The 13349-nt window shown below is 61.3% G+C and carries 13 protein-coding genes; 5 read left to right on the top strand and 8 right to left on the bottom strand.

Going from position 1 to position 13349, the window contains the following annotated elements:
- Positions 1-108: 108 nt before the first annotated feature.
- Entirely contained in the window at positions 109-813 is a 705-nt protein-coding gene (locus DDE76_RS15865) for a GntR family transcriptional regulator (protein ID WP_104893763.1), read from the bottom strand.
- A 139-nt stretch (positions 814-952) separates the two neighbouring features.
- On the opposite strand from DDE76_RS15865, the gene DDE76_RS15860 reads away from it, so the two are divergent.
- From DDE76_RS15860 to DDE76_RS15850, 3 genes are read left to right on the top strand one after another with little or no spacing between them, the layout of a single operon-like run.
- The gene (locus DDE76_RS15860; protein ID WP_104893762.1) at positions 953-2179 is read left to right on the top strand and encodes a CaiB/BaiF CoA transferase family protein; all 1227 of its coding nucleotides are present in this window, start codon (positions 953-955) and stop codon (positions 2177-2179) included.
- A complete protein-coding gene (locus tag DDE76_RS15855) occupies positions 2176-2964 on the top strand; it encodes an enoyl-CoA hydratase/isomerase family protein (protein ID WP_104893761.1) in 789 nt (262 codons plus the stop codon). Before DDE76_RS15860 ends, DDE76_RS15855 begins: the two co-directional genes overlap by 4 nt.
- A gap of 18 nt (positions 2965-2982) precedes the next feature.
- Positions 2983-4740 carry a glycoside hydrolase family 140 protein gene (locus DDE76_RS15850; RefSeq protein ID WP_158672412.1) on the top strand — a complete coding sequence of 586 codons (1758 nt, stop codon included), beginning with the start codon at positions 2983-2985 and terminating at the stop codon, positions 4738-4740.
- A 135-nt stretch (positions 4741-4875) separates the two neighbouring features.
- Here DDE76_RS15850 and DDE76_RS15845 read toward each other — a convergent pair whose 3' ends face one another.
- Both DDE76_RS15845 and DDE76_RS15840 read right to left on the bottom strand, forming a co-directional pair.
- Positions 4876-5652 carry an RraA family protein gene (locus DDE76_RS15845; protein WP_104893759.1) on the bottom strand — a complete coding sequence of 259 codons (777 nt, stop codon included), beginning with the start codon at positions 5650-5652 and terminating at the stop codon, positions 4876-4878.
- A gap of 25 nt (positions 5653-5677) precedes the next feature.
- Complete coding sequence (locus DDE76_RS15840) at positions 5678-6175, bottom strand: RpiB/LacA/LacB family sugar-phosphate isomerase (protein WP_245892000.1); 498 nt, start codon at positions 6173-6175, stop codon at positions 5678-5680.
- A gap of 132 nt (positions 6176-6307) precedes the next feature.
- Between DDE76_RS15840 and DDE76_RS15835 the strand changes: the two genes are divergently transcribed.
- Positions 6308-7054: a FadR/GntR family transcriptional regulator gene (locus DDE76_RS15835; RefSeq protein WP_104893757.1), complete on the top strand. Its 747-nt coding sequence runs from the start codon at positions 6308-6310 to the stop codon at positions 7052-7054.
- Here the strand turns inward: DDE76_RS15835 and DDE76_RS15830 are convergent.
- Genes DDE76_RS15830 through DDE76_RS15820 form a run of 3 tightly spaced genes read right to left on the bottom strand, consistent with a single transcriptional unit; the run spans position 7044 to position 10796 of the window.
- Positions 7044-8522: an NAD-dependent succinate-semialdehyde dehydrogenase gene (locus DDE76_RS15830; RefSeq protein ID WP_104893756.1), complete on the bottom strand. Its 1479-nt coding sequence runs from the start codon at positions 8520-8522 to the stop codon at positions 7044-7046. The two genes, DDE76_RS15835 and DDE76_RS15830, sit on opposite strands and share 11 nt — an antisense overlap.
- Position 8523: 1 nt before the next feature.
- Positions 8524-9780: an iron-containing alcohol dehydrogenase gene (locus tag DDE76_RS15825; protein WP_104893755.1), complete on the bottom strand. Its 1257-nt coding sequence runs from the start codon at positions 9778-9780 to the stop codon at positions 8524-8526.
- A gap of 5 nt (positions 9781-9785) precedes the next feature.
- Positions 9786-10796 (bottom strand): Ldh family oxidoreductase, encoded by a 1011-nt coding sequence (locus tag DDE76_RS15820; protein ID WP_245891998.1) that lies wholly within the window; start codon positions 10794-10796, stop codon positions 9786-9788.
- Positions 10797-10876: 80 nt separating this feature from the next.
- Between DDE76_RS15820 and DDE76_RS19625 the strand changes: the two genes are divergently transcribed.
- Positions 10877-11530 (top strand): GntR family transcriptional regulator, encoded by a 654-nt coding sequence (locus tag DDE76_RS19625; RefSeq protein WP_157955855.1) that lies wholly within the window; start codon positions 10877-10879, stop codon positions 11528-11530.
- A 547-nt stretch (positions 11531-12077) separates the two neighbouring features.
- Here DDE76_RS19625 and DDE76_RS15805 read toward each other — a convergent pair.
- Both DDE76_RS15805 and DDE76_RS15800 read right to left on the bottom strand, forming a co-directional pair.
- Positions 12078-12440, bottom strand: coding sequence for a helix-turn-helix domain-containing protein (locus DDE76_RS15805; RefSeq protein WP_198650934.1), 363 nt, complete (start codon positions 12438-12440; stop codon positions 12078-12080).
- Entirely contained in the window at positions 12440-12907 is a 468-nt protein-coding gene (locus DDE76_RS15800; protein WP_104893752.1) for a type II toxin-antitoxin system RelE/ParE family toxin, read from the bottom strand. Before DDE76_RS15800 ends, DDE76_RS15805 begins: the two co-directional genes overlap by 1 nt.
- Between the last annotated feature and the right edge of the window lie 442 nt (positions 12908-13349).

Below are 13349 nucleotides of genomic sequence, written 5' to 3'. Positions count from 1 at the left end.
TGTATGCAAGGTTTCAGTGAGTCAACGCTTTTCGGCGCATATTTTTCGGCGAACAGGAATTCACCCAGGCATCATGCCCGAAAACTGGGCGAACGCCGCACCGCTACTCTAGTCGTCATTTTCCAGGCGAGACTGCAGGAATGGCAGGCTATTCAGGAAGTGCTCCCTGGTCAGTTGCGCGAGCAATTGACCATCACGGGACGCCAGCGCCGTGAACATCTTGGTGTGCTCGAACAGCGCTCCGGTCCAGCGGCCGGTATCCAGATTGGCCAAGGCACGCGCACGCTCCACCCTCGGCACAAGCGACTGCCATACCGTATAAAGCACTGGGTTCGCAGCAATTTCCACCGTTCTTTGGTGGATCTTCTGATTGATCTGCATATAGGGCGCCCGCTCCTTGCGGGCGTGATAATCGATCATCTCCGCCAGCAACCGGCCAATCTCGCCAATCTCGGCTTCGGTGATTTTCTGGCAGGCCAGTTCTGCAGCAATCCCTTCAATCGCGCCAAAGACGACGAAAAGATGCTCCAGATCCGGTGCGTGCAGTTCGGACACAACGACACTGCGGTTGGGCAAAAGATCAACCAGCCCTTCCGCCGCCAGCGTCCGCAGCGCCTCGCGGACCGGCGTGCGCGATACGCCAAGTTGTTCACATAGCTGCATTTCTCGCAGCCGCTCACCCGGCGGAAGCTCGCCGGACAGGATCATGCTCCGCAGTTTGCCGGCAGCTTCTGCATGCAACTGTCCCTTTTTCCGACCTGAAGTGTCACCGGATTCGTCTGCCCAGGGGCCGTTTTCTGCAGTTTTGTCCATGCTTGCTCGTATGCAGCTTTCACAAAAAAAGCAAGATCACGGATTTCCACCCTTGATTTTCGACCAACACCAGTCTTGTATACAAGAATAGACAACAGGAAGGGGCTCGGCGCCGCCTTTCTGCACTTGGGAGGAGCCGATGTCCGAACGCGCTGCCAATTCCAGCCAAACTGGAGCGCCCGATAACCTGCCGCCATTGACCGGCTTGCGCGTGCTCGATCTCAGCCAGGTCATGGCCGGCCCGTTCTGCTGCATGTTGCTGGGTGACATGGGCGCGGATGTCATCAAGGTGGAACCACCCGGCACCGGCGACCAGACCAGAAAATCGATGGGTTTTCGCATGAAGGGCGAGGACAGTCCTGGTTTTCTGGCCCTCAACCGCAACAAGCGCAGCATCACGCTTGATCTCAAGACACCGGAAGGCCAGCGCACATTGCACAAGCTGGTCGAAACCGCGGACATCCTGGTCGAGAACAGCCGTCCGGGGGTCAGCAAGAAGCTTGGTGCCGACTTCGAGACGCTGTCGCGGATCAACCCACGACTGATTTATGCCAGCATCTCGGGCTTTGGCCAGACCGGGCCGTGGTCACAGCGCCCCGGTTTCGATTTGATTGCCCAGGCCATGGGCGGCGTCATCAGCGGCACCGGTATTCCAGGCGCAGAACCGGTCAAATCGGGCATTCCTGTGGGCGACCTCGGCGCCGGCATGTTCGCTTGCTATGGCATCCTTTCGGCTGTGCTTGGGCGCGAGCGCACCGGCAAGGGCCAGTACATAGACACCTCGCTACTCGACGCGGCTCTTGCGCTATCGGTTTGGGAAAGCACTGAATATTGGGCGACAGGCAAGTCGCCAGGACCACTGGGCACCGCCAATCGCATGAGTGCCCCATATCAGGCCTTTGCCGGATCGGATGGCTACTTCGTGGTCGGCGCGGCCAATCAGAAGCTCTGGCTGATCTTCTGCGATGCGATCGGCCGCCCCGAACTCAAGGACGACCCGCGCTACGCCAACAATATCGACCGCGTCCAGCGGCGCGGCGAGTTGGCGGACGAGCTGCGTCCGACTTTCCTCACCCGCACTGCCGAGGAATGGGTCGATCTGTTCCTGAGCGCTGGCGTTCCCGCCGGCCCGATCAATGACTACAGCGTTGCGCTCGACAATGAACATGTCCATCACCGCAAGGCGGTGATCGATATCGAGCATCCGGTAGAGGGCAGTTTCAAGGCATTGGGGTTTCCGGCAAAGCTGTCACACACCCCCGCCGCGGTCCGTCGCCCGCCCCCTCTGCTGGGCCAGCACAATGAAGAGATACTGGCTGAACTGGACCTGATCGACCAGCAGAACCGCAAAGCGGTCCCGGTATGACAGAACCCGTTGACCAGGGGCGCGTGCGTCTTGATCGGGATGGCGCCGTCGCACGGATAACTTTTGACCGGCCCAAGGCGCACAACGCCTTTACCTGGGCCATGTATGAAGAACTCGACGCCATTCTCGCTGCCTTAAGCCAGGATAGCGAGCTGCGGGTCGTGACATTGCGGGGCGCCGGTGGCAAGGCCTTCGTTGCCGGGTCCGATATTTCCCAATTCAGGGAATTCAGCGGCGGCGACGATGGCATTGCCTATGAAGCCAAGATGAACCGCTATTTCCAGCGCATCCTGGCGGTACCGGTACCCACTGTGGCTATTGTGGATGGCTGGGCGGTTGGTGGCGGGCTCAATATTGCGGCGTGCTGCGATATCCGCATTGCCAGCACCCGGGCCAGGTTCGGCAGCCCGATCGCGCGCACCATTGGCAATTGCGTATCCATGCAGACCTATGCCCGTGTCGTTGGTGGCTTTGGCGAAGCGCGTGCCAAGCGCATGCTCCTGCTGGCCGAGTTTATCGCGGCAGAGGAAGCCATGACGGCAGGATTTCTTGCCCGTCTGGTAGAGCCCGAAGAAATCGACGAGGCAGCGCAGGAGGTGGTCGAGCGTCTGCTCGAAAATGCCCCCATTACCTTGCGTGTCAGCAAGGCAGCCATAGGCCGCGTCCTGGCCCGCGATATCGACCCGGCGGACGACCTCATCGGCCTCACCTATGGCAGTGAGGATTTTCGGCGCGGCGTCGAGGCGTTCGTCAACAAAACCAAGCCTGAATGGCAAGGCCGCTGAAGCGGCAGGAGGATGACTGTGAGCACGTCCAATAACCGCACCAAGGTTTGGACCAGGATTGACCTAACCTTCAGGGCCAGCACCAATTTCGACAACCCCTATGCCGACGCGCTGGTCTGGGTGGACCTTGAGGGGCCAGATTTCTCCAGGCGCGTATACGGGTTCTGGAACGGCGGAGACGAGTGGGTCGTCCGCGTGCTTGCCAACGCCCCGGGCGAGTGGCACTGGACCAGTGGCAGCAGCCTCAATGATACCGGACTATCGGGGCAATCCGGCAGGTTTGTCGCCGAGAGCTGGACGGCCGCGGAGCTGGATGCCAATCCAAACCGGCGCGGCATGATCGGGGCGAGCGCGAATGGTCGTGGGCTGCAATATGCCGACGGCACCCCGTTCTTCCTTCTGGGCGACACATGGTGGTCGCTTCCCAGCTTCCGCTTTCCGCTTGCAGAGACAAATGAGACCACTGGCACGCTCGGTCCCCAATCCACGCTCAACGACTATGTGGCCGTGCGCAAGGCGCAGGGGTTCAATTGCGTCGGCCTGATTGCTGCCCAGCCCGCCTGGGCCAATGATGGCAAGCCGAACAGCCTGCAAATGGATGACGGCACCTGGGTGCGGGCCGCCTGGAAACAGCCGGGTACCCAGTCCGCCAAGGACATGCACAATGAAGGCGGCCGGCCCTTCGAATTCCCCGGCAAGGTGCCAGGCTTCGAGGACGTATTTCCCGACATGGACCGCATCAATCCGGACTATTTCAAGGTTCTTGATCGCAAGATCGACTACCTCAACGACCAGGGCATGGTGCCGTTCATCGAGATCTCGCGGCGCGACAGCGGCCAGTGCTGGCATAAATTCCATGACTGGCCGGAATCCTACGCGCGCTATGTGCAGTACATGATCGCCCGCTATGGGGCCCATATCACGCTGCTGAGCCCCATCCACTACGACTACTACGAACAAACGATCCCGGCAGAAGACTATAATGTGCCGATCAACCTGGCGCTCGAGCGCTATGGAAAGCCGCCATTCGGCACCCTGCTGACGGCCAATCCCAATCCTTCGACGCTGGTCAATTTCGGGCCGGACAGTTGGATTGACCTACACCAATCGGGCAATGTGCGCGAGCACTATACCTATTGGTACCTGACCGAGATGTTCGAGGCCGAGCGCAAGCCGGCGATCAATGGCGAACCCTATTATGCCGGCCTGCACCAGCTCGGCGAGCCCTATCCATTGCGGGTGCCGCCCGACAGCGAGGACGATCGCATCTATGTCCGCTCCGGCCTATACGGCAGCTTCCTCTCAGGTGGACTGGCCGGGTTCATCTATGGGGCCGAGGGCATCTGGCAATCCGACGTCGAGCCGGAATCGCTGCATAAGATGTGGGACAGCTTCGGCTGGGAATCGGGCAGTCAGGTTCAGCACCTCAAGACCTTCGCCACTGTCGAGGGCCAGCGTTATCTTGAGCTGACGCCCTGCACCGAAATGGTGGTCCCCAACAAGACGGGGCCAGGCTATGCCTATAAGGGGTGGAGCTATTGCGCGGCCACGCCGGACCGCTCCTTGGTCATGCTCTATTTCGAGGCCGACGCGCCGATGGAGGCACGGCTGCGCGGCGTTAAGCCGGGTGACCGGTTCCAGCCACGCTTCTTTGATCCGCGCAACGGCAAATGGCACGAACCGGGCGAGGCGGTTTCGGTGCCGCGAAATGGTGTGCTGCCCTTGCCGCCCCGTCCCGATGCGATGGATTGGGGCCTGATGCTGCAGCGTCTCTGAAAAACGGAACTTCCTCCCAGGGAATGAAGGCGCCTGGCCCGAAAGGGCCGGCGCCTTCGCTTTGGTCGATGGGCATTGGTTTAACGAAAAGGGGCGCCTTGCAGCGCCCCCTCGAAACCTGTCGTCTGATCTCCGCTATTTCTTCCGCAGCCGCTTCATGAAATCCTCGCGGTTCTTCTTGTAGGGGTGCGGCGGCATGTCGGGGAACATGGACTGGGTGGACTCATCGGGGGCAATGCCAAGCGCTTCGAAAAGCATCCCCCGGTCGTAGCGATCATTCTCGGATTCCTGTTTGGCGTAATACAGCACATCATCAATCACGTCCTGGGGCACCACGATGGCGCCATCGCCATCGGCCACCACAAGATCGCCCGGTCGGACCGTCGCGCCACCGATCTCCACCGTTGAATTGGGCTCCCCGAATTCGACGCGCCCCTGATACATCGGCTGCACCACCCAACGATGCCAGCATGGCATGGCCTTCTGGTAGAGCTGTTCATCGGTATCGCGGGCCCCGCCATTGGTCAGGACACCCTTCACCCCGTTCGCGGCCCAGACCATGGAGTCCATCGAGCCAATGGCCGGTGTCTTCTGGCCCATGGTGTCAATGACCAGAAAATCGCCCTCGCCGACCTGGTCCTTAAAGTCTCCCATGTTCCACAGCTGGCGATACCAGTACTCATAGGCCCACTTGGTGTAGTCCTCTGGTGACAGCTCCGGCACCCGCTGCTGGGTCGGAATGTGCCGGTAGGTCTGGGCAAAGCCCGCTGCCTTGGTGCGGTAAAGCGGCCGGATTTCGGGGTCGACCGTACCGACATGATGCAGCCCGACCCAATCCATGCCATCGCGGATATCGGTCACCCTGAGCTTGGCGACTGTGTCAAGAATTTCCTTGCGTTTCTTGGCGTCCATTGATGCCTCCCTTGTTGACGATCTCTCATTCGCCGCGCTGGCGATCCATCTCGGCCAGCTTCTCTACACGGCGGCGGAAATGCGGTTCTGTGCTGAATTCTGCGGCGAGGAATGCCCGGGTGACGTCGGCTGCGATCTGCGGCCCGATGATCCAGCCGCCAATGCAGAGCACATTGACATTGTCATGCTCGACGCATTGCCTGGCGACATAGGTGTCATTGGCTACTGCGGCCCGGATGCCCGCAATCTTGTTGGCCGCAATGCAGGCACCGGCGCCCGTGCCACAGACCAGGACCACACGCTCCACCTTGCCCCTCTGGATCAGGCCGATGGCCGAACGGGTGACATCGGGAAAGTCCACCGGCTCTTCCGAGGTCGCGCCCATCTCGATTACCTCATCGCAATGCTGGGCCAGGACGTCCCGGATGAACCGCTTCATCGGGAAGCCCGCATGGTCACAGGCCAGTCCGATTGCGGCCCGGCGCGGTATCTCCAATCCCCTCGCTGACAGCGTCTCAGTCACGTCGATCCTCCTCGTTTCCAATGAGTTCATACCGTGGTATTACCACTTTGACAAGGACCGGAAATTTATCCCGCGCTTGACAGGACCGGGCCAAGCCAGCCAATTCGCGCGGCACAACGGGGAAGGACGGGGATGGGAGCAGGACTGACGCGAGAACCCGCCGACGCGGCCACCGGGTACGATCAGGTGTTCGCCTTTGTGCGCGAACAATTGCTCTCGGGACAGATGAAGGCCGGCGACCGGCTGCTGCCAGAGCGAGAACTGGCCACGCGGCTCGGCGTCAGCCGGCCGGTGATCCGCGAAGTGCTGCGCGCGCTGGCCGCCATCGGCGTGATCGAAATTCGCCACGGCTATGGCAGCGTCGTCCGGCGCCCGGATTTCGCCGAGTTGGGCGACCTGTTCACCATGATGCTCGCCCAGCAGGGCGAGGTGGTCGAGGATGTCATGGAAGCGCGCATCGCCATCGAGCGACAGGCCATCAGACTGGCCTGCGCGCGCGCGACCTCATCTGACCTTGCGGCGCTCGGCGAGGCGCTGCGGCGGGTTGAGGAAACCGTGAAAGACCCACAGATCGGTGGCGATGCCGACTTTGACTTTCACGCCGCGCTGATCGCGGCCGCACACTCCCCGACCCTGGCAAGCCTTCATGCAGCAATAGCCGTCCTGCTCAAGCGCTCACACCTGGAGCGCCGCGAACGCATCACCAGCCTGGACGGCATCGAAACCTATCTGGTCGAACACCATCGTGAATTGCTGGCGGCTGTGGCCGCCAGAGACGCTGACAGCGCCGATCGCCTGCTGATGCAGCACTTTGCGATCGGCACTGAATATCAGCGGCGCGCGGCCGCCGAGCGTGACCGGAGCCCGCCTACCAGCTAACCGCGATATATTTGGTCTCGCAGAATTCGAGAATGCCGTGGTGAGCGCCCTCACGGCCCAGCCCGCTCTGCTTGGTGCCTCCAAAGGGCGCCGCCGGGTCGGATGCCAGGCCACGATTGAGCCCGACCATCCCTGACTCCACCTTTTCGGATACGCGCAGGCCACGCGCCAGATCCTGGGTGAACACATAAGCGATCAGGCCATATTCGGTATTGTTGGCAAGGGCGATGGCCTCGTCCTCTGTCTTGAAGAGCGCAATGGGAGCCACCGGGCCAAAGATCTCCTCGCGCATCAGTTTTGCCTGCGCCGGAACCGATGTGAGCACAGTGGGCGAGAGGAAGTATCCGTCTCCGCTCCCCACCTCGCCCCCGGTCAGGACCTTGGCGCCACCCTCGACCGCTTCGCCGATCCAGGCATCGATGCGCGACACCGCATCCTGGTTGATCAGCGGACCGCACTGGGTTGCTGCATCATAGCCCGGCCCGACCTTGAGCGCCTTCATCCGCTCGGCAAGCCCGGCAGAGAAGGCTTCGGCGATGCCCTCCTGCACATAGAAGCGATTGGCTGCGGTGCAGGCCTCGCCGCCATTGCGCATCTTGGCCACCATGGCGCCATCCAGCGCCGTCTCAAGGTCGGCGTCATCGAATACGATGAAGGGCGCGTTGCCGCCCAATTCCATTGAACAGGAAATGACCGTATCGGCGGCTTCCCGCAACAGCCGGCGTCCGACTTCCGTCGACCCGGTGAACGACAATTTCCGCACGCGCGGATCATGCAGCATGGCGCTCACAGTGGCACCCGCCTTGGAAGTGGTGATGACATTGACCACGCCATCGGGCACACACGCCTCGCGATAGATTTCCGCCAGGGCATAAGCCGTCAACGGGGTTTCTGTCGCCGGCTTCAACACGCAGGTGCAGCCGGCAGCCAGGGCCGGTGCGATCTTGCGAGTCGCCATGGCCGCCGGGAAGTTCCAGGGCGTGACGAGCACGGCGACCCCTATAGGTTGGTGCTGCACCAGAATGCGATTGGCGCCGCTCGGCGCAATGGACAGATCACCATTGAGCCGGACAGCTTCCTCGGAAAACCAGCGGAAGAACTCTGCCGCATAGGCCACTTCGCCCTGCGCATCGCCGAGCGCCTTGCCATTCTCAAGGGAAATGAGCTCCGCCAGCATCTGCTTGCGCTCGATCATCAGTTCAAAGCAGCGCCGCAGGATTTCACTGCGTTTGCGCGGAGCCGTGGCGGCCCAGCCGGACAGGGCATCATGAGCGGCCGCGACGGCATCCATCGCGTCATCCACGCTGGCATCAGCCACCCGCCCGATGACGCTGCCGGTCGAGGGATCAATCACATCGATATCGCCACCGCCCCTGCCCGGCCGCCATTGCCCCCCAATGAACAACTGGCCGGGAATGCTGGCCGGATCAAAACTCAGATGCCCGGAGATTTGCGGATCCATGCTCATATCAGTTCGCCTCAGGTTCGAAATTGTCGTTGCGCAGAGATGCGCGGTCGCCGCGATAGGCAGCCTGCACCAGTCGTTTCATGGACTGGGCGTCCAATGGCCGCGGATTGTTTTTGACCAGCCGCGTCGCCGCCAGCGCCTGCTCGGCTGTCCAGTCCAGCTTATCCTCGGCAAGGCCAAGCGACCGGATATCGGGGGGAATACCAATGCCGGCAAACAGATCCGCCACGCCATCTACTGCTGCTGCGGCCCGCTGGGACTGGTTCAGTTCATTGACCGGCACCCCCAAAGCGGCAGCGATTTCTGCCATCTCGGGCCGGGCCATCGGCAAGTTGAATTCCATGACATAGGGCATCATCGCCGCCACACCCAGGCCGTGGGCAGTGTGGGTCAATGCCCCGACGGGATATTGCACGGCATGAGCCGCAGCCGTTCCAGCGGTGCCAAAGGCCAGGCCCGCAAGCGTCGCCCCGCGCATCATGTCTGCGCGCGCTGCGTGGTCCGTTCCGTCACCGACAGCCTTGGCGAGACTGCCACCGATCAGTCTGATGGCTTCCAGGGCATAGAAATCGCTCAGGGCGTTCTTGCCCAGAAAGACATGATCATGGACAGTTGACGCTTCGGGCTGGCGCCGCGCCGTCGTGAAAGCCTCGATGGCATGCGTCAGCGCATCGGCGCCGGAGACGGCGGTCAGTCCGGGAGGGCAGCCATAGGTCAGTTCCGGATCGCAAATGGCGGTATGCGGAATGAGATGCGGGCTGGCGATGCCGACTTTGACGGCGCGGTTCTGGTCGGAAACCACAGCCACCGGAGTGACTTCAGAGCCGGTGCCGGCGGTGGTGGGCAATGCGATCAGCGGCAGCACCGGGCCGGGCACTTTGAACTCGCCATAATAGTCCGAAATATCACCGCCATGGGCGAGCAGCAGCGCGATGATCTTGGCCGCATCCAGGCAACTGCCGCCGCCAATCCCGACGATCAGATCGGTTGAAAAAGCCGCACCCTGATCAACGCCGGCGGCAATGCATTCGGCTGGCAGTTCCGCTTCGACCCCGGAGAATATGGAAACCGAGACCCCGGTCGCTTCTACCGCCCGGACCAATTCGCCAAAACTCGCCTCTCCCGCCATACGCTCATCGGTGACCAGCAGGGCGCGTTGGCCTAAAGCCTTGGCAAATTGAGGCAGGGCGAGGCGCTGTCCTGCACCGAACACCAGGTTGCGCGGTCCTCTGACCACGCCGAAGCCAGTTTCCAGCATGTCTCTCAAGCTCCTCTGTGCCCGGCCTCATCGGCCAATTGCTGCAGGTCCTGCCAAAGGCCATCGGCCAGCGGCACACCGTCGCGCAGGCGTTTGGCCCGGCAGGCCCGCCCGCGCTCGCCGGGGATCAGGACCTGTTCTACGCCCTCGGCCGGTTCGGTCTGCCGCAGCAGGTCGAGATAATCTTCCAGCGCGGTGGCCGGGCCATCGATGACGATGAACAGATCACCCTTATTGCAGATCGCATCAGAATCCAGAGTGCCGCGCACATCCCGTCCAAGGGCTGCGCCCGCCAGGCTCGATGTCAACAGGCCGAAGGCCAGACCGAGCGCATAACCCTTGGCTCCGCCAAAGGGCGCGAGCGATCCGGACTTCGCCGCAACGGCATCGGTGGTCGGGTTCCCCTCGGCATCCAGTGCCCAGCCCTGCTTCAATGGTTCGCCGCGATTGGCGTAGTCGTGCACCTCGCCCATCGAGACGATACTGGTGGCCGTGTCCATGACGAAGGGGGCCCCGTTGGTCGGGACGCCAATTGCGATCGGATTGGTCCCCAGCATGGCTTTTCGCCCGCCCCAGGGGTGCACCAGGGCCTCGCTGGTGGAAAAGGCCAACACCGTTTGTCCAGCCGCAGCGACCCGCTCGGCGTAAAATCCCAGCATGCCGATATGGTTGGAATTGCGAATGGCCGCAACAGCAATGCCCGTCTGCCTGGCCTTGGCGCAGACCGCCTGAAGCGCGGCATCGGCAACCACTGGCCCCAGCCCCATTTCCCCATCGACTTCAAGGAAAGCGTCCCGGCGCCAGACGTGATGCCCCGTTGCAACGGGATTGGCGCAGCCATTGGCGATACGCTCCACGATGCGGCGGAGCCGGAGCAGGCCGTGGGAAGGGACGCCGCGCAACTCGGCCTCGAGCAGCAGGTCCGCCTGCAAGTCCGCCAGCGGTTCCGGCACGCCGGCATGCATCAGGATGCTGGTCGCAATCCGGCGCAGGTCATTGACATCAATTTGGGGCACGCCAAATCCTATAGGATATCTGATTGTCGCCGGGCCATACTGGTGGTATTGCTCTGGCACTGTCAAGACGAGGGACGGCAATGCGTTCATTGACCGACATCCGGCGCCCCCCGGCATTGACCGAAGAGGTTCATGCCAGGCTGTTCGAGCAATTGATGACCCACAGCATTGCGCCGGGCACCAAGCTTTCGGTCGATGCCTTGGCCCGCTCGCTCAACGTTTCTCAGACCCCCATTCGCGAGGCGCTGGCGCGCCTTGAAGCCCAGGGTCTGGTCGTCAAGGTTCATCTGGTCGGCTATCGCGTCGCTGATCGCATCGCACCGGACCGCCTTGAACAGATCTATGAGTTTCGCCTGCTCACCGAACCGCACATGGCGGCGCGCGCCGCAGAAAGAATGAGCACGCAGGAGCGCACCAGCCTGCTCGCGCAGTGCCGGCGCATGGAGTCCGATCACGACATCCATACACCTCAGGACTATGCCGGTTTCTCGCGCCTCGACGAAACCTTCCACCACACCATCGCCGTGGCCAGCGGCAACACCGTCATAAAAGACGCGCTGTCCGCCCTGCACCTCCATGTGCATCTGTTTCGCATGTCGCAGCCACCGACAGCGGTGTCCGACGCCATCGAGGAACACAGCCGTATTGCCCAGGCGATCGCGGCGGCGGATCCGCAAGCCGCGGCAGACGCCATGCGCAATCACATTCTCCGCTCGCAAAGCCGTTTTGCTTGACGCCAAGACCAGCCAGACCATGGCCCGCCGCGGCGCGCAGGATGCGTTCCGGGGCTGGGTAGCCACTGGACCAAGATCTGCGCCATCGCACGCGGTGCTGGCATATATGCGCCTGGGATAATGCGACCATAAAATGTTGAGTCGATCCGCCCCCGCATTCTGGGGCTCGGCAAAAAGCCGAGAGTCGACTGGACCACGTTTTAAGAGTCGATTCTCGACCCGCGACCGTGAACCGTGAGTCGATTGGGCCGATTTGGCCACGTTTTATGAGTCGATCGGGTGCCGAAGTGGAGGCGTGGCCTGGATGAGCGGCAAAATCAAATCCCCGGTTCGCCAAAAGGGCGACCAGGGTCATGCAGGCGCAAGCCTGGTTATCGAAGATGTGGATGTGCGCGCCCTTCAAGGGACGAAAACGCTAAGACAAATCGCCTCCTCCGCCTGAACCTCAGGCGGAGGCTTCGGCGCCTTGGCCCTCAAGCGTTCATGTTGACCGGTCGAAGGGCACGACGATCATTATTCCGGTAAGCTGCGACAGCCTGGCGACTCGCTAAAAGGCCATGGCTGGCGCAGACTCCTCGGAGTTCTCCTCACTATCTGCGACCAGGGTACGACCAGGACTCCATTCGGGCTCTTCTTCGAACTTCAGGATGACGCTGACACCGAGTCGATTGAGGACGCGATAAAGGCGGTCCGAGCTGAACTCTTCGAAATGCCCCCGAACCATGCTGGAAATCTTGGGTTGAGCTATCCCGGTGATCGATGCTGCCTGCGCCTGAGTCAAGTTACGCTCTCGGATGACACTGGCGATCTTCGCAACGATCCGTGACTTTGCCAGCTCCTCTTCAGGATTTTCCAAACCGAGGTCCGCGAACACGTTCCCGGTTCTATAAGCGACAAGCTTCTCGTCCATCATTTTCTCCTGTACTTCGACCCGGGCATCTCGGTCGTCTCTTTAAATCGTACCGCTTCAGCGTATTCGGCTTTCATCTCCTGGATGATCTTCTGGCCTTCGGGTGAAGCCCGAAATTCCTTCAATCTCTTCAGCCGCCTGACGATCCTTTCGATGTCCTTCTGTGGTGTGCTGATCCCAGAGCTGGATTTCTTGACGAAAACGTCGATCACCCAAATGCCCTCTTCGAACTCAACCGTCGCTGCCAACCTATAGGTATTACCATCGGCTCCGTTGACGACCACCTTCGTGAGATGAGCGATCCTGTCGTCCTCACCGAATCTCTTGATGTCTGGGCTCTCCTGCTCATCACCGTGCTGCAGCAGACTTAGCTTATACCCGAACTCCCTTCGGACAGCCTTGGGAAGGTCAACGAGCTCGCTGATCGACGGAGTCAACCAACTCAGGGGCTTTTGTACTCCTGGCATATTTATACCTTTTACGGGATAAGGTCAAGTTTCTTGAAGGTTAAGGCTTGATCTGGCGAGACACCACGGCTGCCGTGCGCCTTTCGCCTCATCCGCCAGATAACGTCACAATCTTAGTCAGCTTGACCACCATTGGCGAACAAGAGCCGGTCGAAGCCGTCCACCAAATCGGAACGTGGTAGCGGGATCAGCCCACCCCTCTTTGTGCACCGGCGATGCATCTGGTGCTTCCGAAGGGCGAGACCGCCAGAACACAACGACAGGGTCGAACGGCTGGTCAGAAGACCACACGTACGAGCCCGCCTGACGACTATTTGTTGATTGTCGCCAGGAACTGACCCGGGATTGTCATTGAGAACTGACCCGGTTGGACGATAGTTTCCCGCGCTGCGGGGACGGTCAAGTGGCGGGTTTTTCCTTTCGTGTTTTGGGCGCCGCGGCG

This window comes from Devosia indica, assembly GCF_003056405.1.
GTDB classification, from domain to species: Bacteria; Pseudomonadota; Alphaproteobacteria; order Rhizobiales; family Devosiaceae; genus Devosia; species Devosia indica.
Note: the sequence above shows the minus strand (reverse complement) of the source record. Positions and strands in the feature narration are given on the sequence as shown.